The organism is Polynucleobacter sp. 31A-FELB, assembly GCF_018882405.1.
Taxonomy (GTDB): Bacteria; Pseudomonadota; Gammaproteobacteria; order Burkholderiales; family Burkholderiaceae; genus Polynucleobacter.
Window position 1 is genome coordinate 212,266 of sequence record NZ_JACVOO010000001.1, and the last position, 25,221, is coordinate 237,486.

At 47.3% G+C, this 25,221-nt stretch carries 20 protein-coding genes; 6 read left to right on the forward strand and 14 right to left on the reverse strand.

The genetic code is table 11. The features are described from left to right. Window positions 1-8 precede the first annotated feature (8 nt). From pstA to ICN30_RS01095, 7 genes are all read right to left on the reverse strand, one after another. Window positions 9-875 (reverse strand): phosphate ABC transporter permease PstA, encoded by an 867-nt coding sequence (pstA, locus tag ICN30_RS01065; RefSeq protein WP_216229389.1) that lies wholly within the window; start codon window positions 873-875, stop codon window positions 9-11. Continuing rightward, a complete protein-coding gene (pstC, locus tag ICN30_RS01070) occupies window positions 872-1,861 on the reverse strand; it encodes a phosphate ABC transporter permease subunit PstC (RefSeq protein WP_216229388.1) in 990 nt (329 codons plus the stop codon). Before pstC ends, pstA begins: the two co-directional genes overlap by 4 nt. Before the next feature lie 83 nt (window positions 1,862-1,944). Beyond that, the gene (pstS, locus tag ICN30_RS01075) at window positions 1,945-2,967 is read right to left on the reverse strand and encodes a phosphate ABC transporter substrate-binding protein PstS (protein WP_216272660.1); all 1,023 of its coding nucleotides are present in this window, start codon (window positions 2,965-2,967) and stop codon (window positions 1,945-1,947) included. Between the two features lie 115 nt (window positions 2,968-3,082). Then, entirely contained in the window at window positions 3,083-4,426 is a 1,344-nt protein-coding gene (glmM, locus tag ICN30_RS01080) for a phosphoglucosamine mutase (protein WP_216272662.1), read from the reverse strand. Window positions 4,427-4,466: 40 nt separating this feature from the next. After that, window positions 4,467-5,336: a dihydropteroate synthase gene (folP, locus tag ICN30_RS01085; protein ID WP_216272664.1), complete on the reverse strand. Its 870-nt coding sequence runs from the start codon at window positions 5,334-5,336 to the stop codon at window positions 4,467-4,469. Window positions 5,337-5,361: 25 nt separating this feature from the next. Next, window positions 5,362-7,239, reverse strand: a complete 1,878-nt coding sequence (ftsH, locus tag ICN30_RS01090; RefSeq protein WP_216272667.1) for an ATP-dependent zinc metalloprotease FtsH — start codon at window positions 7,237-7,239, stop codon at window positions 5,362-5,364. A gap of 127 nt (window positions 7,240-7,366) precedes the next feature. Then, window positions 7,367-8,041, reverse strand: coding sequence for an RlmE family RNA methyltransferase (locus tag ICN30_RS01095; protein ID WP_216272668.1), 675 nt, complete (start codon window positions 8,039-8,041; stop codon window positions 7,367-7,369). A 138-nt stretch (window positions 8,042-8,179) separates the two neighbouring features. Between ICN30_RS01095 and ICN30_RS01100 the strand changes: the two genes are divergently transcribed. Beyond that, the gene (locus ICN30_RS01100; protein ID WP_216272669.1) at window positions 8,180-8,806 is read left to right on the forward strand and encodes a YhbY family RNA-binding protein; all 627 of its coding nucleotides are present in this window, start codon (window positions 8,180-8,182) and stop codon (window positions 8,804-8,806) included. Between the two features lie 67 nt (window positions 8,807-8,873). Here ICN30_RS01100 and ICN30_RS01105 read toward each other — a convergent pair whose 3' ends face one another. From ICN30_RS01105 to gloB, 7 genes are all read right to left on the reverse strand, one after another. After that, window positions 8,874-9,332 (reverse strand): DUF4149 domain-containing protein, encoded by a 459-nt coding sequence (locus ICN30_RS01105; protein ID WP_216272670.1) that lies wholly within the window; start codon window positions 9,330-9,332, stop codon window positions 8,874-8,876. Window positions 9,333-9,374: 42 nt separating this feature from the next. Further along, the gene (gene greA, locus ICN30_RS01110; RefSeq protein WP_216229384.1) at window positions 9,375-9,851 is read right to left on the reverse strand and encodes a transcription elongation factor GreA; all 477 of its coding nucleotides are present in this window, start codon (window positions 9,849-9,851) and stop codon (window positions 9,375-9,377) included. A gap of 19 nt (window positions 9,852-9,870) precedes the next feature. Beyond that, a complete protein-coding gene (gene carB / locus ICN30_RS01115) occupies window positions 9,871-13,134 on the reverse strand; it encodes a carbamoyl-phosphate synthase large subunit (protein ID WP_216272671.1) in 3,264 nt (1,087 codons plus the stop codon). Further along, window positions 13,134-14,327, reverse strand: a complete 1,194-nt coding sequence (gene carA, locus ICN30_RS01120) for a glutamine-hydrolyzing carbamoyl-phosphate synthase small subunit (RefSeq protein ID WP_216272799.1) — start codon at window positions 14,325-14,327, stop codon at window positions 13,134-13,136. The genes carB and carA overlap by 1 nt, the downstream gene beginning before the upstream one ends. Before the next feature lie 245 nt (window positions 14,328-14,572). Then, window positions 14,573-16,456, reverse strand: a complete 1,884-nt coding sequence (locus ICN30_RS01125; RefSeq protein WP_216272672.1) for a propionate--CoA ligase — start codon at window positions 16,454-16,456, stop codon at window positions 14,573-14,575. A 35-nt stretch (window positions 16,457-16,491) separates the two neighbouring features. Beyond that, the gene (locus ICN30_RS01130) at window positions 16,492-17,901 is read right to left on the reverse strand and encodes a transglycosylase SLT domain-containing protein (protein ID WP_216272673.1); all 1,410 of its coding nucleotides are present in this window, start codon (window positions 17,899-17,901) and stop codon (window positions 16,492-16,494) included. Then, window positions 17,901-18,707, reverse strand: coding sequence for a hydroxyacylglutathione hydrolase (gloB, locus tag ICN30_RS01135; protein WP_216272674.1), 807 nt, complete (start codon window positions 18,705-18,707; stop codon window positions 17,901-17,903). The genes ICN30_RS01130 and gloB overlap by 1 nt, the downstream gene beginning before the upstream one ends. 36 nt (window positions 18,708-18,743) lie before the next feature. On the opposite strand from gloB, the gene ICN30_RS01140 reads away from it, so the two are divergent. The 5 genes from ICN30_RS01140 to dnaQ all read left to right on the forward strand — a co-directional run bounded on the left by ICN30_RS01140 (window position 18,744) and on the right by dnaQ (window position 25,221). Continuing rightward, complete coding sequence (locus tag ICN30_RS01140) at window positions 18,744-19,529, forward strand: class I SAM-dependent methyltransferase (protein ID WP_255533026.1); 786 nt, start codon at window positions 18,744-18,746, stop codon at window positions 19,527-19,529. A gap of 4 nt (window positions 19,530-19,533) precedes the next feature. Continuing rightward, on the forward strand, window positions 19,534-19,989 hold the full coding sequence (gene rnhA / locus ICN30_RS01145) for a ribonuclease HI (protein ID WP_216272677.1): 456 nt from the start codon (window positions 19,534-19,536) through the stop codon (window positions 19,987-19,989). Window positions 19,990-20,105: 116 nt separating this feature from the next. After that, entirely contained in the window at window positions 20,106-21,416 is a 1,311-nt protein-coding gene (locus ICN30_RS01150) for an efflux RND transporter periplasmic adaptor subunit (RefSeq protein ID WP_216272679.1), read from the forward strand. Next, window positions 21,413-24,511 (forward strand): efflux RND transporter permease subunit, encoded by a 3,099-nt coding sequence (locus ICN30_RS01155; protein ID WP_216272681.1) that lies wholly within the window; start codon window positions 21,413-21,415, stop codon window positions 24,509-24,511. Before ICN30_RS01150 ends, ICN30_RS01155 begins: the two co-directional genes overlap by 4 nt. Continuing rightward, window positions 24,511-25,221 carry a DNA polymerase III subunit epsilon gene (dnaQ, locus tag ICN30_RS01160; RefSeq protein WP_216272683.1) on the forward strand — a complete coding sequence of 237 codons (711 nt, stop codon included), beginning with the start codon at window positions 24,511-24,513 and terminating at the stop codon, window positions 25,219-25,221. The genes ICN30_RS01155 and dnaQ overlap by 1 nt, the downstream gene beginning before the upstream one ends.

Consider the following 25,221-nt stretch of genomic DNA (forward strand, 5'->3'; position numbering starts at 1 on the left):
ATTGGCCATTAGCTTTGTACTTTTTCACGGAAGACTACCCGGGCTAGGATATTTAATCCCAATACAGTGAATGTGATGAGCAAAGCGGCAGCCCAAGCTAGGTCTACCCAGTTATCGTAGGGACTCATCGCAAACTGGAAGATCACCACAGGCAAGTTAGCCATCGGTGCATTCATATTGGTTGTAAAGAATTGATTATTTAGCGCCGTAAAAAGCAGTGGTGCAGTTTCACCGCTAACGCGGGCCAGGGCCAATAAAATACCGGTAATCACACCACTTTGGGCGGCACGTAGAGTGATCATGAAGGCCACCTTCCACTTTGGCGTACCCAATGCATAAGCTGCTTCACGCAAACTACCCGGAACTAAACGCAACATATTCTCTGTTGTGCGAACTACTACTGGAATAGCGATTAAGGCCAAGGCGATAGTCCCCGCCCAACCAGAAAAGTGACGGACCTGAGCAACGACAATTGCATATACAAACAAACCAATAACAATTGATGGTGCTGAGAGCATGATGTCTGTAACAAAGCGTGTTACGGACGCAACCTTACTTCTATCACCATATTCAGAGAGGTATAGGCCAGCTAAAACGCCAATCGGAGTACTAATTAAAGTACAACTAGCCACAATCATCAAGCTGCCTACAATCGCATTAGCCAGACCTCCACCCTCAGATCCCGGCGCAGGAGTGCTGTGCAGGAATACGTCCATATTAATGGAGGAGAAGCCCTTAATAAATAGGATGCTCAGAATCCAGAGAAGGAAAACCATACCAAGCACCATAGCCCCAGTAGAGAGGACTAGGCCAATCTTGTTGGCGCGCTTACGTTTAGCAAAAACTGCTGGATTAATATTGGATAGGCCGTTCATGTTTTAAGTCCTTGCTTTTTCTCCATATTCATCAACATCCACTTAGCAATGGCTAAAACTACGAATGTAATCATGAATAGCGCAAGACCAAGCGCAAATAAAGAAGAGTAATGTGGTCCAAGCTCAGCCTCACCAAACTCATTAGCCAATGTGGAGGCAATTGAGTTGCCCGGAGCGAAAAGGGATGCAGAAAGACGGTGTGCATTGCCAATCACAAAGGTGACAGCCATAGTTTCACCAAGCGCCCTACCCAATCCAAGCATGACGCCACCAATCACACCAGCCTTGGTATAAGGAAGAACGATATTTTTTACCACTTCCCAAGTAGTGCAGCCGATACCGTATGCCGACTCTTTAAGAACAGGTGGAACAATTTCAAATACATCGCGCATGACTGAGGCGATGAAGGGAAGAATCATCATGGCCAAGATGAGGCCTGCACATAAAATACCAATGCCATTAAAAGCACCAGAGAACAAAATTCCTAAACCCGGAATTTGACCCAGCGTTGCTGCTAAGGCTGGCTGAATATACTCACCAAAAAGTGGTGCGAATATAAATAAACCAAACATTCCATAAATGATAGAAGGAACAGCTGCAAGCAATTCAACAGCGGTACCCAAAGGTCTACGTAATGGACCGGGACATAACTCAGTTAAAAACACCGCAATACCAAAGCTTAATGGCACGGCAATGAGTAGCGCAATCAAGGAGGTCACCAATGTGCCGTAAATGGCGATTAGGCCACCAAACTCACCATTAACAATGTCCCACTCTTTAGTAAAGAAAAACCCGATTCCAAATTTATCAAGGGCGGGCCAAGCATTAATAATTAGCGAAATAATGATGCCAACCAGCGCAATCAGCACTGATAGAGCAAAAAATTGTGTAATTCCGTGAAATAAAAAATCTTGAATACGTTGCAACTTAGCAATCCGAAGAGCTTGAGGCGTGGGCGCTGAGTGCGACTGAGTTGATTCAATCATGATTGAGCTTATTTAAAAATTGAAACAGCCCCACCCTCGGTGGAGCTGTCATATGAGAGACAAATAGACAGTAGTCCCAAACCTTACTTAGTAACTACTTTTGAGAATACATTCTTGCGAATGAAATCAGTAGTTACATCAGGCATTGGAACGTAATCCAACTCTTCAGCCATCTTCTTGCCATCTTTAAATGCAAAGTCAAAGAACTTAATTACTTCAGCAGCATTTGCTTTGTTCTCTGGATTCTTGTAGATCAAGATAAAAGATGCACCAGTGATTGGCCATGATTTAGCACCAGAAGCATTGGTAATGAATGTACCCATACCAGGAATCTTAGACCAATCTGTACCAGCTGCTGCTGCTGCAAAAGTAATGTCATCAGGCTGAACAAATTGACCGTCTTTATTCTTCAAAGAAACGCTGGTCATCTTATTTTTCTTAGCGTATGCATACTCAACATAGCCAATAGCACCTTTAACGCGTGAAACGTTTGCCGCAACACCCTCGTTACCTTTGCCACCCACTGATGAAGCTGCAGGCCATTTAACTGCGGCACCTTCACCAACTGCATCTTTCCAATTCTGACTAACCTTGGCTAAGTAGTTTGTAAAAATTGCAGTAGTACCAGATCCATCAGCACGATGTACAACAGTAATGGCTAGATCAGGCATCTTCATGCCTGGGTTGTTCAAGACAATACGCTTATCGTTCCAGTTAGTAATTGCACCCTGAAAAATATCAGACAAAGTATCTGGGGATAGCTTGAGTTCGTAAGGCTTTACGCCTTCAACGTTAATCACTGGAACTACGCCGCCAATAATCGCTGGAAACTGCACCAAACCATCTTTTTCTAAATCTTCAAATTTAACTGGATTGTCACTTGCGCCAAAATCAACAGTCTTTGCTTTAATTTGCTTGATGCCACCTGATGAACCAATCGACTGATAGTTCATATTGGAGCCAGTCTTGGCTTTATAAGCTTCAGCCCATTTGGCGTAAATTGGGTAAGGGAATGTTGCACCAGCACCAGTCATATCCGCTGCAAAAGCAACTGGGGCAATTGAAATCGCGCTAATAACTAACGCTTTTTTCAAAAAAGATTTCATGTGGATCGATCCTCAAATTAATACCGCAACATTGCGATAACAGAACGATACGACTAGAGTGTGACTCTTTTGTGACAGACTGCACAGTAAAAATTAAGTCAATGAAATCAGTAACTTAAACAGTTGGCACCAGATTAGCAATGCTCTTAGCCGAGCTCATGGCCACACCGCCATCCTGGGCCTCAACCATGACCCGCAGGACGGGCTCTGTACCTGAGGCGCGGATAAGCACTCTGCCAGTGCCCTTGAGGTCGCTTTCGACCTGGCTTATCTTGGATTTAAGGGTGCCATCTGCCTTCCAGTCGTAACCTACTTTGTATTTAATATTCAGGAGTACTTGGGGGAAGATTTTTACGGAATCTAGTAATTGCGCCAGGCTCTTCTTGGCCTGACTCATAGCTGCTAGTACCTGCAATGCGGCGATAGTGCCGTCACCGGTTGAATGTTGATCTAGGCACAGCAGATGGCCTGAGCCTTCGCCACCAATAATCCAGCCTTTTTGTTTGAGTAATTCCAAGACATAGCGATCGCCTACATTGGCGCGCTCAAATCCAATACCCAAACCTTTGATAGCATTTTCTACAGCAAGATTCGTCATCAAGGTGCCAACTACACCTCCTATTGCTTGACCACGTTCGATGCGGTCTTTTGCAAGTACGTACAGAAGTTCATCACCATTAAATAATCTGCCAGAGGCGTCAACCATTTGTAAGCGATCAGCATCACCATCTAAAGCAATGCCAAGATCTGCTTTAGTTTCTTTAACTTTTGCAATTAATGCTTCAGGAGAAGTTGCGCCAAAGCCATCATTGATGTTGCGGCCATCGGGTTGAACACCAATAGAAATTACTTCTGCGCCAAGTTCATGAAAGACGTGAGGAGCAGTATGGTACGCAGCGCCATGTGCACAGTCCACTACCAACTTCATGCCTTTGAGATTGAGCTCACCCGGAAAGGTGGATTTGCAGAATTCAATATAACGACCAGCAGCATCATCTAAACGAAATGCCTTGCCCAATTCTTTTGAGCTAACGCAGCCCATCGGTTTTGCAAGCTCGGCTTCGATTGCTAACTCAAACTCATCCGTTAACTTACCGCCTTCAGCGGAGAAGAATTTAATGCCGTTATCTTGATAGGCATTGTGTGATGCTGAGATCACCACTCCCGCAGATAGGCGTAATGCCTTAGTGAGGTATGCAACGCCAGGAGTCGGCATTGGGCCACACAACATCACATCAACACCAGCAGCAGCAAAGCCAGCCTCTAAAGCGGCTTCCAGTAAGTAACCAGAAACACGGGTATCTTTACCAATCAAAATCTTGCAACGCTCACCGGGCTTTGCCTGGCTACTCAGTACTTTGCCGGCAGCATAGCCGAGGCGAGTGATGAACTCCGGAACAATCGGAAATTGCCCTACTTCGCCGCGGATGCCATCAGTACCAAAGTATTGTTTTTTCATGGGCTTGATTATAAAACTTGTGGGTATTTAGCCAACTAAGTTAGTTCTGGACCGCTTCCCAGAGCTTTAAGGAGTCAACGGTCTCCTGAACGTCATGGACACGGATGATGCGGGCGCCTCGATCAGCAGCCAGAATAGCGGCAGCAATACTGGGTGCCACTCGATCATTGGTATCGCGACCCGTTAACTTACCCAACATGGATTTACGAGAGATCCCTGCCAAGACCGGATAGCCCAATTGCGAGAATTGATCAAAATCGGCCAGCATCTTGAGGTTGTGCTCAAGGCTTTTACCAAATCCAAATCCAGGATCAATAGCGATTCTATTTTTGGCGACGCCTTGATCCTCTAGCAAGGTGGCGCGCTCCTGTAAAAACGCCTTTACCTCTGTGATGACATCCTGATACTCAGGATCAAATTGCATGGTTTGCGGATCACGTTGCATGTGCATTAAAACAATACCGCACTGTTTATCCGGATTACTTTTATCGCTCTCGATGACAGCCTCTACTGCGCCATCTTGTCGCAAGGCCCAAATGTCGTTGACGCAATCTACTCCAGCCCTGAGTGCTTGGCGCATAGTCTCGGCTTTATAGGTGTCGATTGATAGCGCTACGCCACAATCTTTTAGGGCCTCGATGACTGGTAAGACGCGATCTAATTCTTCTTGGAGGGAAACTGGTTCAGCACCGGGGCGAGTAGATTCACCACCGATATCAATCATGTCCGCGCCGTTGGCAATCATGCGCTCAGCTTGAGCAATGGCATCAATTGGGGTTCTGAACTTACCACCATCCGAAAATGAATCTGGTGTGGCATTCAAAATACCCATGACTAATGGGCGCTGACGTTTACTGAAGTCAAAAAGAAAACGCCCGCAACGCCATGTTGCGGGCAGAGTTTGCTTCATCACCTTGCTATTAGCTTAAAGCTAATTAAGCAGTCGCTGGAGCGGCGCCCGCAGCAGGACCTGGCGTACCAGCAGAATTACCAAACTGGGTTGCTGGTGGCGGCTTTGGGGCACGTGGTGGACGACCTTCCATGATGTCGGTAATCTGCTCCGCATCAATGGTTTCCCATTCAAGCAAAGCAGTAACCATCGCTTCAACCTTGTCACGATTTTGCTCAAGGATCGATCTTGCCAATGCGTATTGACTATCGACCAATGCACGAATCTCTGCATCGACCTTTTGTTGAGTCAACTCAGAAACCGTCTTGGAGCTAGTGCGACCGAACATGCTTTCAGATTCGGTATCGACGTAGACCATCGTACCTAAGCTATCACTCATACCGTAACGCGTCACCATGTCGCGCGCCATTTTGGTAGCACGTTCAAAGTCATTCGATGCGCCTGTACTCATGGAATGCAAGAACACTTCTTCAGCAGCACGACCACCAAACAAAATCGCCAACTCTTCCATCATGCGATCTTTGTATAAGTTCACACGATCGAACTCAGGAAGCTGCCAAGTCACACCAAGCGCCATACCGCGCGGCATGATGGTGACCTTGTGCACTGGATCCGCTTTAGGCAACACCTTCGCAACCACTGCGTGACCAGACTCGTGATACGCCGTATTACGACGCTCTTCTTCACGCATCACTGCAGACTTACGCTCAGGACCCATATAGATCTTGTCTTTGGCATCTTCAAAGTCTTTCATATCTACTGCACGCTTATTACGACGCGCTGCAAACAATGCTGACTCATTTACCAAGTTCGCCAAATCCGCACCTGAGAAACCAGGTGTGCCGCGCGCCAATACTGCTGCGTCCACATCTGGATCAATCGGAACTTTGCGCATATGCACTTGAAGAATTTGCTCGCGACCACGAATATCTGGCAAGCCAACGTGTACCTGGCGGTCAAAACGACCAGGACGCAATAATGCGCGATCCAATACATCAGAACGGTTGGTTGCAGCAACAACGATTACACCGCTATTACTTTCAAAACCATCCATCTCCACCAGCATTTGGTTGAGAGTTTGCTCACGTTCATCATTACCACCACCCATACCGGCGCCACGATGACGACCAACCGCATCGATCTCATCAATAAAGATGATGCAAGGAGAATTTTTCTTGGCGTTCTCAAACATATCGCGCACGCGTGATGCACCGACACCCACAAACATCTCTACGAAGTCTGAACCAGAGATAGAAAAGAATGGAACTTTTGCCTCGCCCGCAATCGCACGAGCCAGCAAGGTCTTACCAGTTCCCGGAGGGCCTACTAGCAATACGCCATGCGGAATGCGACCACCAAGCTTTTGAAACTTTTGCGGATCTTTAAGGAAGTCAACAATCTCGAAGACTTCTTCTTTCGCTTCATCGCAACCAGCAACATCAGCAAAAGTAACTGTGTTGCTGTTCTCATCAATCAAACGCGCTTTGGATTTACCGAAAGAGAATGCTCCGCCCTTACCGCCGCCTTGCATCTGACGCATCATGAAGAACCAAAAACCAATAATCAATAAAGTCGGTCCGAGGTAGTACAAAGCAGAAACCAACATATTGGGTTCGTCATCTGCCTTACCGGTAACTTGGACTCCATACTTCATCAGATCGCCAACCATCCAAATGTCTCCTGGGGAGATGATGGAGTATTTGTTGCCGTCGTTTGGAGTGACTTGCAGTGTGCGACCTTGCACATCAACTCGTTTGACTTTGCCAGCCTTGGCATCGTCCATGAATTGAGAATACGTGACCTGATTCTGATCTTTAGGCTTGTCAAACTGTTTAAAAACAGTGAACAGCACTAGACCCACAATGAGCCACACACCGATTTTCTGCAACATATTGCTATTCAAAAGGAGACCTTTGCCGGATTAATCCGGGAGTTAAAGCGGATTGCTATACCTAAGTATTTGATTCTACTACCAGCCTTTTTCAAGGGCTGAGAGCCAATTTATTTAATAAACCCCTTCTTTTAGGGGGTTATTTAGGTGGTTTGAGGTCTCGGCCAAGCAAAAAGATTTCCGAGGACTTCGCTCTGGACGCTTTTGGCTTTCTGGAGGCTACTGTTTTAAAGACCTTTTTAAAGGATTCCACGATTTGGCTATAGCCACTACCGTTAAAACACTTAATTAATAAGGCGCCCTCAGGCTTGAGGTGCTGAACCGAGAAATCCAGGGCAATCTCAGCCAAAAAAGCCATGCGAGCTGAATCTGCAACGCCTACCCCAGATAGATTGGGGGCCATATCCGACATCACTAGATCAACTTTTCCGTCCGCATCGGCCGGTAAAAGCGCCTCTAGAGCCTTTAAACCCTCATCCTCACGGAAGTCTCCCTGAATAAAGGAAACGTCTGCAATATCCTCCATCGGCAGAATATCGATCGCAATAATGGTTCCATCTGGCTTGCCAGATTCAATATTGGGATTGTTTTTACCAAGCTCCGTCAGGCGATTACGGGCGTACTGAGACCAGCTCCCAGGAGCACTCCCGAGATCCACAATAGTCATACCTGCTTTGATGAGTCGGTCTTGCTCGTCTATCTCGCTCAGCTTATAGACAGCCCGTGCGCGATAGCCCTCTTTTTGAGCCATCTTCACGTACGGATCATTGAGGTGATCCTGCAACCAACTTTTATTAAATTTATTCTTTGCCACAACTTACCCACTTTCGGCGTCCATTTTCCTTGTTTATGCCCTACAAGGCAAAAGGAATCGACGTAAAACATCTTGATATAAGCCTATATGAGGCTGAAAGCCCTGTTTTACAAGCCCTAATGCTCTATCATCGAGCCCATGACTGCACTTACTATTACCCCTGCACAACGTAAATCCCTTAAAGCTGACGCCCATGGACTAAGTCCAGTTGTCATGATTGGTGGCGATGGCCTGACCCCTGCGGTCGTTAAAGAGGCTAAGTTAGCGATTTCTCATCACGGCCTGATTAAAGTACGCGTCTTTGGTGATGACCGTGATGCGCGTATTGCTATCTATGAAGAGCTTTGCGACAAGCTTGGTGCAGCTCCAGTTCAGCACATCGGAAAATTACTCGTACTGTGGAAGCCGATTGATATTGTTGATGCGGCCCTCGCCAATTTAGGAAGATCTAGCAAGCAAACCAAGAAATCATTGCAAGCACCTCGCACTAAGCGTCAACCGAATCGTGTTGTCGCAAAAGCTGGTGTTCGTACTAGCACCTCCGAGAGGTCAGATCGACGCTCTGCAGCCAGCAAGTCACCTTTTGAAAGAGTTGCTGCTGCAAAAAGCGCCACTCCGAAGAAACGTGTTCTGCGCGCTGATGCTGCTGAGTCAAAGATTGGTTGGTCATCACCTGGCTACCGCAAGGCTGTTGCAGCGCCCGCTCCAATTAAGAAACGTAAAGTACGCATGAGCAGCACTAAGAAGAAATCATTGGGTTCTTGATGCAAAGAGCATCAAAGAGTTTTTAAAAACGCCGCTAGTCGGCGTTTTTTATTGCCCACCTCTTTCCTTACCTCTTAGTCAGCCGCCAAACTAAGGTGATTCCTAAAAGGCTCTGCAACATAAAGAGAATGCTAGAGGCCCCATGTAACCTGCCGAATAAAGTAGCTGAGGGAGACTGCATTACCGGCATGCCTTGGGCTAAGGCGTTATCTCTAAGCGTATTCATCCAAGGAATGAAGATAAAAGCTGCTGCGATCGAGCACAGCAGCATTGCCAATAAGAGCCAACGAATGAGTCTGAATTGACTGAGGCCGCGATTAACCAGGAGGTTAGCTAAGACCATTAGACCGATGCACACAATTAAGCTGAGGTAAGCCTCTAACTTAAAAATACTGCCAGCCACCATGCCGGCAGCTTGGCGATCAGTCATCGTACTAAAAATAGCTGGGGCGACTAAGTAGCCTACAGTGAGGAGACTACCGACCCATAAACCCGCAATCAGAATAAACAGTCTTTGAGCCCCCATATGATTCGGAGTCTCTAGAGTCTGCATATTGATTTGGGATTATTAGATGTAACGAACCGCGAGAATTTCTACTTCGCGATTACCGCCAGGGGCTTGCACAGCCACGACATCACCCTCTTCTTTGCTGATCAATGCACGAGCAATCGGAGAGCTAATCGAGATCTTATTAAACTCAATGTCAGCCTCGTCATCACCAACGATTTGATAAGTCAGCTTGGTGCCATCTTCCAGGTCTTCAAGATCAACGGTCGCACCAAATACTACGCGGCCATTCACATCCAAAGTTGCTGGATCAATGATTTGAGCGGCAGATAACTTTCCTTCAAGCTCCTGAATACGACCTTCAATAAAGCCCTGCTTCTCTTTAGCAGCATCGTACTCAGCATTCTCAGAAAGATCGCCTTGAGCGCGCGCCTCAGAGATCGCATTAATCACTGATGGACGCTCTACATGCTTTAAGCGATGCAACTCTTCTTTGAGGAGCTCTGCGCCATGCTTAGTAATAGGGATTGTGTTCATGCTTCTTACCTAACTTAATTTAATTGAGAGTCTTATGCAGATTCTGCAATGAATAGACTTCAAGAGCCTCTTTATTACCATTTTGCGATGTCATCAAACCATCCATGACGGCACGTGCTGCACTAATCGTGGTGTAGTAAGTCACATTATTAGCCTGGGCACTAGTACGAATGGAGCGGGAATCCGCAATCGCAGTACGAGTCTCATCAACGGTAGTAAAGACCAGTGAGATCTCACCATTCTTGATTAAGTCAACAATGTGCGGACGACCATCTTTTACTTTATTCACTACGCGCACTGGCAATCCAGCAGCTTCAATCGCTGCAGCAGTACCTTTGGTAGCCACCATCGGGAAGCCCAACTGATGCAAGAGCTTAGCCACTTCAACTGCTTTTGGCTTATCACTATCTTTTACGGTCAACACCACAGTGCCACTCTTGGGCAACTTAATGCCAGCGCCTAACTGAGACTTAAATAAGGCTTCGCCGAAAGTTTTACCAACACCCATTACCTCACCAGTTGAACGCATCTCTGGCCCGAGAATCGGATCAATGCCTGGGAACTTGTTGAATGGGAACACCGCCTCTTTGACGGAGAAATACTCAGGCTTCACTTCAGCCTGAATACCTTGCTGGTCTAAAGTCTGACCCACCATGCAGCGTGCCGCAATCTTCGCCAACTGCAAACCAGTTGCTTTAGATACGAATGGCACGGTACGAGAAGCGCGTGGGTTTACCTCGAGAACATAAATGACATCCTTGCCATCAACATTCTGGATAGCAAACTGTACGTTCATTAAGCCAACTACATTCAGGCCTTTAGCCATTGCCGCTGTTTGACGCTTGATTTCTGCGATCGTCTCATCAGATAGTGAGTACGGTGGCAAAGAACAGGCAGAGTCACCAGAGTGAACGCCGGCTTGCTCAATATGCTCCATCACACCACCAATGAATACGCGCTGACCATCACTGATACAGTCCACGTCGCACTCAATCGCATCATTCAAGAAGCGGTCTAACAATACTGGTGAGTCATGAGATACCTTCACAGCCTCACGCATATAACGCTCAAGGTCACGACCATCATGAACGATTTCCATTGCGCGACCACCCAATACATAGGAAGGACGCACTACCAATGGGTAGCCAATTTCTTCAGCAAGCTTCAGGGCTTCATCTTCCGCACGCGCTGTTCGGTTAGGTGGCTGACGCAAGTTCAAATCATGCAATAACTTCTGGAAGCGCTCACGATCTTCAGCTGCATCGATCATGTCTGGTGATGTACCAATAATAGGTACGCCATTTGCCTCAAGATCTAAGGCCAACTTCAACGGAGTTTGACCGCCGTACTGCACGATCACACCCTTTGGTTTTTCTTTGGCAACAATCTCCAACACATCTTCTAAAGTTAAAGGCTCAAAATACAAGCGATCAGATGTGTCGTAATCAGTAGAAACCGTTTCTGGGTTACAGTTCACCATGATGGTTTCATAGCCATCTTCGCGCATGGCTAAGGCAGCATGTACACAGCAATAGTCAAACTCGATACCCTGACCAATACGGTTTGGACCGCCACCCAAGACCATAATCTTGTCTTTAGTGGTTGGTTGTGACTCGCACTCGCCATGCTCTGCTTCGTAAGTGGAATACAAATAAGCTGTGTTTGTAGAGAACTCAGCCGCACAGGTATCCACGCGCTTATACACAGGCACTACTTTTAAACGGTGACGTGCTGCACGAACTGAGGAAGCATCTACTCCCAACAATTTCCCTAAGCGACGATCTGAAAAACCTTTTTGCTTAATGAAACGCAACTCTGGCGCAGACAAGCTATCGATCTTGCGCTGCTTGAGCTCGGTTTCCATAGTGATGAGTTCTTCGATTTGCTCCAAGAACCAAGGGTCAACCTTGGTCTCATTGAAAATCTCATCTAAACCCATGCCCATACGGAAAGCATCCGCCAAATACCAAATACGATCTGGTCCTGGCTCACCGATTTCTTGAATGATGTCATCTAGATCTGTAGAAACTTCATCTAGACCATCAACGCCAACCTCTAAACCGCGTAACGCTTTTTGGAATGATTCTTGGAAAGTGCGGCCAATTGCCATCACCTCACCTACGGATTTCATCTGCGTTGTCAGACGAGAATCCGCTTGCGGGAATTTCTCAAACGCAAAGCGAGGAATCTTCGTAACAACATAATCGATTGATGGCTCAAAGGATGCTGGAGTAGCGCCACCAGTGATGTCGTTCTTCAACTCATCCAAGGTGTAGCCAACCGCGAGCTTCGCAGCAATCTTAGCAATTGGGAAGCCAGTTGCTTTAGAAGCCAAGGCAGATGAACGTGAAACACGTGGGTTCATCTCAATAACGATCATGCGACCATCGACCGGGTTAATGGAGAACTGAACGTTTGAACCACCAGTATCCACACCAATCTCACGCAACACCGCAATTGAGGCGTTTCGGAGAATTTGATACTCTTTATCCGTCAATGTTTGTGCTGGGGCAACGGTGATCGAGTCACCGGTATGCACGCCCATTGGATCTAAGTTTTCGATTGAGCAAACGATGATGCAGTTATCGGCACGGTCACGCACCACTTCCATCTCGAACTCTTTCCAACCCAAGAGAGACTCTTCAATCAAGAGCTCACGTGTTGGCGATAAATCTAAACCGCGTTTGCAAATTTCTTCAAACTCTTCACGGTTGTATGCAATACCGCCACCAGATCCACCCATGGTGAATGAAGGACGAATCACAACTGGGAAACCTAAGCTGCCAGTTTCTTTCTGAATACGTTGCTGAACTTCATGCGCTTCATCCATTGAGTGTGCAATGCCAGACTTGGCAGAACCGAGACCAATCTTGGTCATCGCATCTTTAAACTTTTGACGGTCTTCTGCTTTATCAATCGCTTCCGGTGAAGCACCAATCAATTCGCAACCGTATTTCTCGAGAACACCATGGCGATGCAAATCGAGTGCGCAATTCAAGGCCGTTTGACCACCCATCGTTGGCAAAATGGCATCCGGTTTTTCGGTGGCAATAATGCGCTCTACTACTTCCCAAGTAATTGGCTCGATGTATGTCACATCAGCCATCTCTGGGTCAGTCATGATGGTCGCAGGATTGCTGTTCACCAAAATGACTTTGTAGCCCTCGTCACGCAAAGCTTTACAAGCTTGCGCACCAGAATAGTCAAACTCACAAGCCTGTCCAATCACAATTGGACCAGCACCAATAATCAGAATGCTCTTAATGTCGCTACGCTTAGGCATTATTTGCCTCCCTTATTGCTAACAGCGGCAGCATTCATTAGCTCCACAAAACGATCAAATAAATAGGCAATGTCATGAGGGCCAGGTGAGGCCTCAGGATGACCTTGGAAACACAAAGCAGGCTTATCTTTCCAAGCTAAACCTTGTAGCGATCCATCAAATAAAGAAACATGCGTGACACGAATGTTGTCAGGCAGCGTATTTGCATCTACTGCAAAACCATGGTTCTGAGAGGTAATCGCTACGCGCCCAGTATCCAAATCTTTTACAGGATGGTTTGCACCGTGGTGACCAAACTTCATCTTCAAAGTTTTAGCGCCTGCAGCCAAGCCCATAATCTGGTGACCCAAACAAATGCCGAATGTTGGAACACCCTTTTCGATAATTTCTTTTGCTGCAGCAATCGCGTAATCGCAAGGACCAGGGTCTCCAGGGCCATTTGAGAAGAACACGCCATCTGGGTTCATCGCCAATACTTCAGCAGCGCTAGTTTGTGCAGGCACAACCGTGAGTTCGCAGCCACGCTCTGTGAGCATGCGCAAAATATTGCGCTTCACACCAAAGTCATAAGCGACGACTTTTTTGATTGGCTTGCTAGTGTCTAAAGTTCTGTAAACAGGCTTGCCGTCAGGACCATGCAGATCCCATTCAGCTTCGCGCCATTGGTATGGAGTTTTTGTTGTAACGACTTTAGCGAGATCTAAACCAGCCATGCCCGGGAAGGCTTTAGCCAACTCCAAGGCTTTCTTGCTAAGAGCCTCTACATCATCACCCATCTTGCCAGCGACGATCGCGCCAGACTGAGCGCCTTTGTCACGCAGGATGCGAGTGAGCTTACGGGTATCGATTCCAGAGATACCCACTACCCCTGCTTTCGTGAGGTAGCTATCGAGGCTTTCCTCAGAGCGGAAATTCGAGACACGCTTGGAGAGGTCTTTTACAACCAAACCAGCTGCATGAATTTGATCCGACTCAGCATCCTGACCATTCACACCGACATTGCCGATATGAGGGTAAGTCAAGGTCACGATTTGGCGTGAGTAACTTGGATCAGTAATGATCTCTTGATAGCCAGTAAGTGCGGTATTGAAAACGACTTCGCCGGTAGTTTCGCCAGGGGCGCCAATACTAAGACCGGGAAATACGGTGCCGTCGGCTAGAGCCAACACGGCGGGAGGAAAAGAAGGAAGCAAGGGTGACAAACCATCTCCAGTCCCTGCTCCATCCGACGCTCAACACCCCAAAAAGACCAACCCAGGACTGTTTGTGCGGGAGGTGAGTGTCTTTAAGCGCTAGGGTAATTTATTAAGTTTTGAACCTGGTAATGATACCAGTTTTGCGTATAAACCCTTGGATTCCCAGCCAATTGGGCTTAGAAGGTAATAAGCCCCTGAGTCTTGCGACCGAGGGGCTTATTTTAACTAAAACCGAGCCAGCTTTAGGACTTTGCGCTTTGCTCGATGATGGTCTTAATTTGAGCCAAAACAGTCTGATCTTCCATGGTGCTGATATCACCAGGATCGCGCCCTTCAGCTACAGCCTGAAGTGCACGACGAACGATCTTGCCAGAACGGGTCTTAGGCAAAGCGGTAACCACATAAACACGGCCCGGACGCGCAATTGCACCCAATGTGGTGTCCACAGTCTTCATGCACTCCGCTTCCAAGGTGGCTGTATTTGAAGAATCCTTTGGAATCACAAATGCAATCGCTGCCTGACCCTTGAGTTTGTCCTCAATACCTACCACTGCTACTTCAGAGATATTTGGATGACTAGAAATGCTCTCCTCAATCTCACGAGTACCTAAACGATGACCTGCAACGTTAATCACGTCATCAGTACGGCCCAAGATGAAGAAGTAACCATCTTTGTCTTTAATACCCCAGTCAAAAGTGGAGTAAATGGTCTTGCCCGGGATAGTTTCCCAATAGGTGCTAACAAAACGCTTGTCATCACCCCAAACAGTCTGCATGCAGCCTGGAGGCAAAGGACCTTCAATTGCAATAACGCCCTTCTGATCTGGGCCCAACTCTTCGGAAGTTGCATCATCGAGCAACTTCATGTTGTAACCAAATGAAGGAACACCTGGTGAACCAAACTTATGCGGCATCACTTCTACGCCACGCTGAATTGCCAGCATTGGCCAACCTGTTTCAGTCTGCCAGTAGTTATCTACGATTGGCTTCTTGATCGCATCATGAATCCATGTTGCTGTTGGTTCATCCAAAGGCTCGCCTGCCAAGAACAAGGCGCGCAGGCTAGACAGGTCATATTTAGTTAAGAACGCAGGATCTTGTTTCTTGAGAACACGAACTGCAGTTGGTGCGGAGAACATGACTGACACTTTGTACTTCTCAACCAACTCCCACCAAATACCTGCGTCTGGACGCAATGGCGTACCTTCATACATGATGGTTGCCATGCCATTGAGCAATGGCGCGTAAATGATGTAGCTATGACCTACAACCCAACCGATGTCAGATGTGCAGAACATGGTTTCGCCAGGATTACCACAGAAGATGTGCTTCATGGTTGCAGCCAAAGCAACCGCATAACCACCGGTGTCACGCTGCACGCCTTTAGGCTTACCAGTCGTCCCGGAGGTGTACAGGATGTATGAAGTGTGAGTTGCATCAACCCACTCAATTGGAACCAAATCGTTAAGATGCTTTTGGCGCTCAGTGGCGTAATCTAAATCACGGCCAGCAACCGTAGTGAACTCAGTCAGACCGCGGTTCACAATTAACACCTTCTCAGGTTTGTAGCTTGCAAGCGTAATTGCCTCATCGAGCAAAGGCTTATAAGGAACCGCTTTACCGCCACGTGCGCCTGCTTCTGCAGTCACAATCATTTTTGGTTTTGCATCATCAATACGTGATGCCAAGCTATGGGAAGCAAAGCCTCCAAACACCACCGAGTGAATTGCGCCAATACGCGCACAAGCAAGCATTGCAAAACAAGCTTCGGCAATCATTGGCATGTAGATCAATACACGATCGCCCTTTTTGACGCCATTGGCTTTATAGATAGCAGCCATACGATTGACTTCTTCGTAGAGCTCTTTGAATGTGTAGGCTTTCTCTACATTGGTTTCTGTTGAAACAGCAACGAGAGCAATTTGATCGGGGCGATCTTTAAGATGTCGATCAACTGCGTTGTAGCAAAGGTTAGTAAGGCCACCTTCAAACCATTTTGCAAACGGAGGGTTTGCGTAATCCAGAACTTTATTAAATGGTTTTTCCCAATGAATGAGTTTTGACTGCTCTCCCCAGAATCCATCTGGGTCTTTAATGGAGCGTTCGTGTTCTGATTTGTAGGACATGGTCAACCTAAATAAGTAAATTAAAGTGTCTGGGCTTACTGAATCTTGCTAGCCCCTTTGCTATTTGATGCCTTGACTGTGGAGCCAGTCGTCTTCGCAGTTCCATTTTTCGCAGATTTTGCAAGCCCTGTCGATGCGGATTTATGCTGAGATGCAGCATTATTTGCGGAAGAATTACCCTTAACAGCCCCTTTTGCAGATTTTGCTACCGGACATTTTGCCCCTTTTGCACATTTTTTAGGCGCCGGGGGCACTGGCTTGTCGAGACTAAGACTGCCGTTTTCTGCCATTGCTAGAGAAATATCACCGGGTCGACGGCTGGTTTTGGGCACTAGAACGGTAGATCCAGAGCGAATGCGCATCCCCTTTGGAATGCCGTTTACTTCACGCAAGGTATCGGCATCAACACCAAGAGTCTTGGCGCACTGATCTACGGATTCTGTTTTAGTCACCTGAACTGCTGCCCATGAAGACAATGGCTTGGTGTATTGCTTCAGATTTGCCTGGAAGATTTCAGCATGACCAAAGGGCAGCAAAATCTGCTGGTTAGCATTACTCAAAATGACTGGCTTATTAAAAGATGGGTTCAGACTATGAAACTCATCCAATGGAATCTCGGCTAACTTAATCGCTAGATCAACGTCGATATCACTACCAACGTCCACCGCTACAAAGTAAGGATGGTTTTCTAGCTCGGGTAACACAATGCCGTAGGCCTGAGGATCCAACACAATCTGTCGATAGGCCATCAACTTGGGCACATAGTTGCGCGTCTCATTGGGCATCTTTAGGCTGAGGTAATCCGTCGGTAGTCCCGCCGCCAAATTACGCTTCTGCGCTTTAGCAACATTACCAGCGCCCCAGTTATAGGCAGCCAATGCAAGTTCCCAGCTACCGAACTGCTTATATAAACGTTGCAGGTAATCTAAAGCAGCATCGGTAGACTGCAACACATCCCTGCGCTCATCTCTGAAGACGTTTTGCGTTAAACGAAAATCTTTGCCAGTAGCCGGCATGAATTGCCATAAGCCCATTGCCTTAGCGCTAGACTTTGCATTTGTGACGAAGGCGCTCTCTACAAAAGGCAGTAAAGCAATCTCCGTTGGCATATTGCGCGCATTGACTTCCTGCACGATATAAAACAGGTAGCGAGATGAACGGGTCATCGAGCGATTCACGTAATCAGGACGAGCACTAAGCCAGCGCACTTGCTCAATTTCTAGCGGCGTATTCATCGGCTCCATCTCAAAGCCATCCCGAATACGAATCCAAAGATTGCTTGATGGAGCATATAAGTCGCTGACAGATTGATTCTTCAGATTGACGCGCTTTGCTTTCGAAGCGCGCGGATCCTGACGCGTCGGCGTATCAGAAGACCAATCTCCAGTGCTGGCACAACCTGAGAGTACGGCAATCAATAAGATCGCCGCATAGCGCCACAACATCAGAACCGATCCTTCCAGGCTCTTATTACTGCCAAGACATGCGCAGATGTAGGCAATGATTTCTCACCGGAGACTTCAAGCGCAGCATCAATTACAGCTTGCTGATCACAGCGCATGAATGGATTGACCTGCAACTCTTGCCCGATAGTCGTCGGCAATGTTGGCAAATGTTGATCACGCAGCGCCTTGGCAGTTTCTGCCCAAGTAATGAGGTTCGCATTGTTGGGCTCAACTGCTAATGCGAAGCGAATATTCGATAAGGTGTATTCATGGGTGCAATACACCAGGGTATTTTTTGGCAAGGCAATGAACTTAGCGAGGGACTGACTCATCTGCGTTGGAGTTCCCTCAAACAAACGACCGCAGCCTGATGCGAATAAAGTGTCGCCACAGAACAGCATGGGCTCAACCACATTGGCCTGCATGTTTGCAAAGTAAGCAATGTGGGTCAAGGTATGCCCTGGCACTTCGTAAACCTCAAGGCTAATACGTGGTGCAGCCACCTCAATCTTGTCGCCCTCCATCATGACATTCGTGCGGCCAGGAATCTCAATATTGGCGGGACCGTAAACCGGGACTGATCCCAGTGCCTGCAATAGATTTAGGATGCCGCCCGTATGGTCAGCATGGTGATGGGTAATTAAAATACCGGTCAGAGTAAAATTTTTCTCCTCGAGGTATTGCAGTACAGGGGCAGCATCACCTGGATCCACAATCAAGGCGGATTGCCCATCATGGATGCACCAGATGTAGTTGTCATCAAAGGCCGGTATCGGCCAAACCTGCAATAAAGTATTCTTCACCATATACCGATGATACCAACCCCTCCCTCCCCATCTCAGATGCCTGCACCACCATGGAGTTCATGGGAAAAGTGGCTGCAATCGCCCCCTGGACGCTATGTGCTTGCCTGGGAGCAGAAATGCTTCAATCAAATCGTGGCTGATGTCTTTGGTTTTTATGCCGTACAGATCGGTTTGCCGCAAATGAATACTCTGGCAGAAAATCGCATGCCTTTGCAAGCCTTGTTGATTCATTCAAATGATCGTCAAAAACACGCTAGTCAATTTAACTGGCATCAAGTCGAAGGCAATGCCAGCGAGCTGCCCTTTGCATCTGAAACTATCGACTTATTAGTACTTCCACATGTCTTGGAATTCGCTGCTGATCCACATCAAATCCTGCGAGAGGCTGAGCGTGTGCTTCGCCCTGAAGGTCGCTTGATTATTTCGGGCTTCAACCCAGCCAGTCTTTGGGGAATGCGCCAATATCTGAGCAGGCTAATTGGCAGCCCCTACTTGCCAAGAGATGGGCAATTTATCAGTCTCCTCAGAATTAAAGACTGGTTACAACTACTGAACTTCTCATTAGATAGAGGTCATTTTGGCTGCTACAAACTCCCCTTGAGTGGTGAGTCCGGCATGGCCAGAATGGACTTTATGGAACCAGCTGGGAATCGCTGGTGGCCTATCTTTGGGGCTGTTTTCTTGGTTTCAGCCATCAAACGCCAACAAGGTATCCGCCTTATTGGGCAGGTCCAAGGTTTGCGTATTCCAGCCATTACCCAATTAAGTCCTGCTGCTGAAAGCCGGCAAAATTTAACAAACAAGCAAGACCAAGTAAATTAACGATATGCCGCATACCAAATCGCTCCCTCACATCGTCATTTATACCGATGGTGCCTGCAAAGGCAATCCTGGTCCTGGGGGCTGGGGTGCAGTTCTACGCTCCGGGGGGCATGAAAAGCATTTGCACGGGGGTGCTGAGCACACTACCAATAACCGCATGGAGATTAGTGCGGTTATTCATGCATTACGAGCCCTTAAGCAAACCAGCTCGGTTGAGCTGTGGACTGACTCCCAATACGTCCAAAAAGGCGTTACAGAATGGCTAGAAGGCTGGAAAAAGAGAGGCTGGAAGACTGCAAGCAAGGATCCAGTCAAAAATGCCGATTTATGGCAAGAATTAGATACCCTTATCCCTGACCACAAGATCTCTTGGCATTGGGTACGTGGCCACAACGGTCACCCCGGAAATGAGCTTGCTGACCTCCTGGCAAACAAAGGCGTTGAGGAATTTCTACCATAAGTTGGATGGGTGTCGGCAAGCCCGTTTTTGACGGTCTTATGAGAGAATGAACGGATTCAGAGCGGGTACAGAATCTACCGCTAACCCCATATAGAACCAAGAAAAACGCCGAGACCGTGTCAAAAATTGAATCAGCCTTAGATAAAGCCGTTGCCAAGCTACCTGCGCTAAAAAATTCGGTAAAGGTGCGCTTGTGCAAACTTTGGCAAAAACTCTCGCCCTACTTTGATAAAGTCAAAAAATTAGACTACGCAACAGTCAAGGAATTCACCATTAAATACAAGTGGCGCATTTTGGCGGTGTTGGTTGTTTTGTATGCCGGCTCTAAGGCATTTGATTACTTCTTCCCCGCTACCGGTAAAACAGGTGGACCACAAACAATTACGAGTGTGGTTGTCGAGAAAAAAGATATCCCATTAATTATTGAGGCTACAGGAACGATTATTTCCAGCAGCATTGTGGATATTCGTCCAATGACTACCAATACAGTCAAAACAATCCACATTAAGGATGGGCAAGAGGTAAAAGAAGGCGAACTCCTCTTTACCCTGGATGATCGCAACGATCGCGCCAACTATGAAAAACTCAAAGCGCTGGCAGATGACTCTCAAAAGCAATATCTTCGCGCTAAGGAGCTGGTAGCCAAAAACTTTATCTCTAAGGCAGGCTTAGAAACTTCACTGGCGAATGCCAAGTCAGCGCAAGCTGCAGCTCGCTCTGCTGAGGTGCAGCTCTCCTATGACTCTATCCGCTCTCCAATTGCCGGACGCGCGGGCATCATCAACGTATTCCCAGGGTCGCTAGTGCAGGCAAGTAATGTAGTAACCACTGCAACCAGCTCTACAGCAACCTCTAGCGTTGGATCCATGGTGACCATCACCCAACTCAATCCGATTAACGTTCAATTTGTTGTCCCTGAGAAAGATATCCCCTTATTAATGGAGGGCAAACAAGCAGATACACCACTCAAAGTAAAAGTCAGTGTTGGCAATGATGCTAAGGCGGTTTATGAAGGCGAAGTACTGGTGATTGATAACCAGGTAGACCCTAGCATTGCAGCAGTGCGTGTGCGAGCTCAAATTCCAAATGAGAAGATGACTTTATTGCCAGGGCAATTTGCTCGCGTTTCATTAAACGCCAATACCCTCAAGGATGCCATTGCAGTGCCATCTGAAGCTATTGTGATCAGCCCGAAAGGTCGACTTGTTTATGTGGTTGATAAGGATGGCAAGGTTCAGTCCAAACCAATCAAAGTGATCTACGAATATCAAGGCACCTCTGTCATCAGCGGTATTGAATCTGGCTCACGCGTAGTTGTTGAGGGCAAGCAAAACTTGCGTCCCGGTAGCAAGATTCGTGAAGCAAAAAAACAAACTGCCGTATCCACTCCAGCTAAGGCAGCAGCTCCTGCTCCTGAGACAAAATGACGCTTTCTGAGTTATGCATTAGACGGCCCGTAATGACGGTGCTGTTGTCGATTGCAACAGTGATCGCTGGTACCGTTGCCTACTTCAAGATCCCGGTTGCAGCTCTACCTAGCTTTAATACTCCCATTATTTCTGTCAGCGCCAGTTTGCCTGGAGCTGCCCCAGAAAATATGGCGTCTTCTGTAGCGCTGCCATTAGAAAAAGAATTTTCAACGATTGATGGCATCAAAGTCATTAGCTCAACCAATACGCTTGGCTCGACTAGCATCACACTTGAGTTCACGAACGACCGTGATATTGATAAAGCGGCAGTCGATGTACAAGCAGCCCTCCTACGAGCACAAAGAAGGCTTCCTATTGAAATGACGGTGCCACCGTCCTACCGCAAAATCAATCCTGCGGATACAGCAGTGCTCGTGATTCGAATGAGCTCGCCATCGATGAGTTTGTCCGAGATCAACGCCTACGCAGAAAACCTACTAGCGCCATCTCTCTCCACGATTACTGGCGTCTCACAAGTTTTGGTTTACGGTGCCAAACGCTATGCCGTTCGTGTCAGCGCGCGACCAGATGCTTTGGGCAACCGCAATATCACCATGGAAGAATTGGCACTTGCAATCAATAAGGCCAATACCAATAGTCCAGTGGGCACCTTAGATGGCCCGCGTCAGCTCATCACGATTTACGCCAATCCGCAACTTGTTAAAGCAGATGAATTCGCTAACCTCGTCATCGCTCAACGCAATGGTCTACCTGTCTACCTCAGGGATGTAGCTGATGTCCAAGAAAGCTTTGAGGACGTCAAGACTTTTGCCACAGCAGCTGGTGAGCGTTCGATTGCGATTGGCATCATGCGGCAGCCAAATGCCAATACGGTTGATGTAGTTGCGGCAGTCAAGAAATTACTGCCGACATTTAAAGAGCAGATGCCAGCATCGATTCAGCTGACATTAATTAATGACCGCTCTCTATCAATTATTGAAGCGATTCATGACGTTAATTTGACGCTGGCACTCACCATTCTTTTGGTGGTCTTGGTAATCTTCTTATTCCTAAAGCGTCTTTCCGCAACTCTGATCCCTTCCGTCAGCTTGCCCATCTCGCTGATTGGCGCCTTCTTCTTGCTCTACTTTTTAGGCTACAGCTTAGACAATATTTCTTTATTGGGCATCACTCTTGCTGTCGGATTGGTGGTCGACGATGCCATCGTTGTTCTTGAAAATATCATGCGCTACATTGAGCAAGGCATGGATCCCCTAAAGGCTTCACTCAAGGGCAGTAAAGAGGTAGGCTTCACCATCATCTCCATCTCCATCTCTTTGGTAGCCGTCTTTATTCCACTCTTCTTTATGGCTGGTCCAATCGGCCTGCTCTTTAGAGAGTTTGCGGTGGTGGTATCGCTATCCATTTTGGTATCGGCAGTTGTCTCACTCACGATCGTCCCCTTGCTCTGCAGTCGTTTTTTGCCTAAGCCTGGCGATCACCCAAAAGAATATGCCATCACTAAAAAGTTTGATCGTATTTTTGATTACTCACTCAAAACCTATATTCACTATCTTGATCTCGCATTAGCTAATCGTAAAAAAGTATTGTGGGGGGCGATTGCTTCCTTCTTCATCACAATTGCCCTATTCGCGTATAGCCCAAAAGGTTTTTTTCCAGAAGAAGATATCGGTCAAATTACGGCAACCACTGAAGCCTCTGAGGACACCTCCTTTAAAACCATGCTGGAACTTCAGGATCGTGCGGCGGAGATCGTTAATAGCGATCCTAATGTGGCTAACTCTATCTCCATCCTTGGTGGTGGCCTGAGCGCAGGAAGAAATACAGGTCGCTTCTTCATCATCCTGAAGCCTAAGGGAGATCGCGAGAAGATGAGTAAGGTTATCGAAGGCCTGCGTAATAAGTTCAAAGAGATCCCAGGCTTGCAGGTATACATGCGCCCAGTTCAAAATTTACAACTGGGTGGACGCAGCAGTAAGAGTCGCTACCAATTTACTTTGCAGAGCGTTGGCTTCGAAGGCGTAAATGAATGGGCGGATAAGCTCACTCAAAAAATGCGTGCTGACCCCATCTTCCGCGATGTGACTAGCGACTCTCAGCTAAAAGGTCTTAACGTCAAGATTGAAATCAATCGTGAGCAAGCGGCTAGTGCTGGCGTCACCATTGCCGATATTCGTAGTGCGCTCTACAACTCTTTTGGTGAGCGCCAGGTTTCCACGATCTACACGCCAGTGAATACCTATTACGTCATTCTAGAAACCGCTGAGAATGATCGTCAATTTGAAACTGATCTGAATAAGGTCTATGTCAGAGGTCGCGCTACTGATAAATTAATTCCGCTATCAAGCTTGGCTAGCTTTGTTCGTACTATTGGACCAACAGCCGTGAACCATCAAGGTCAAATTCCAGCGGTAACGATCTCCTTTAACTTGGCTCCAGATGTCTTCCTGGGGGATGCCACTAAAGCGATTGATGGCTTCGTTAAAGAGGTTGGATTACCACCTTCGATCATTACGAGCTACGGTGGTGATGCCGCCGTGTTTAAAGACAATCAATCCGGTCAAATCATATTGATCTTGGCAGCGCTGGGTGTGATTTATATTTTGCTAGGCGTGCTCTATGAGAGTTACATTCACCCCCTCACGATTCTGGCCGGACTGCCCTCCGCTGCGATTGGCGCCATTTTATCTTTGCGCATCTTTGGATTTGAATTAACCATTGTTGCTTCGATTGGTATTTTGCTGCTCATTGGTATCGTGAAAAAGAATGCCATCTTGATGATTGACTTCGCCTTGGATGCACAGCGCAATCAAGGCATGTCACCAGAGAAGGCGATTCGTGAAGCTTGTATCTTGCGTTTCCGCCCCATCATGATGACAACGATCGCCGCACTGATGGGTGCCCTACCGATTGCTTTGGGCTTGGGTGCTGGTGCAGAATTGCGTCAACCACTGGGCATTAGCGTGGCAGGCGGATTGATCTTCTCGCAGTTTGTAACACTCATCATCACGCCTGTGATCTATCTCTATTTAGATAAATATGCAGGTAACGGCCCAATGGAAATCCCTCCATCTGTTTTAGAAGGTACCTAATGCGTCAAGTTATTCTCGATACTGAAACTACTGGACTTAACCCTGCCACAGGCGACCGCATTATTGAAATCGGTTGCGTTGAAATGGTGGGTCGTCGATTAACTGATCGCACTTTCCATTACTACATTAATCCTGAGCGTGACATTGATGCGGGCGCCTTTGCAGTTCACGGCCTCTCACGCGAATTCTTATCCGATAAGCCGGTATTTGCCAATATTGTGGAAGAGTTGATTGAGTTTGTTGATGGCGCTGAAGTAGTCATTCATAACGCGGCGTTTGACTTGGGATTCCTGGATAACGAATTTGCTTTGCTGAAGCGCCCTCCTTTTAGGGGTCTTGCATCTAAAGTTACGGATACGCTGTTAGATGCTCGTCAAATGTTTCCAGGCAAGCGCAACTCGCTAGATGCACTCTGTGAGCGCTTTGCCATTAGCAATCAACACCGCACCTTACACGGCGCTTTACTTGATGCGCAGTTATTGGCCGAAGTCTATGTAGCCATGACGCGTGGTCAAGAAGATCTCTCGATTGATCTCATTGATTACACCGTCGGCACTGATGCGTCTGGCCAAATGAAAGCTTTGCCTACCAACCTCAAACTCATGACAGCTAGTCCAGAAGACTGTGAGCTTCATGAAAAGATCTTAGGTGAAATTGCCAAGGCAAGCAAAAAGGACCCCGTTTGGAGTCCTTCTGCTGTTACCAGTTAA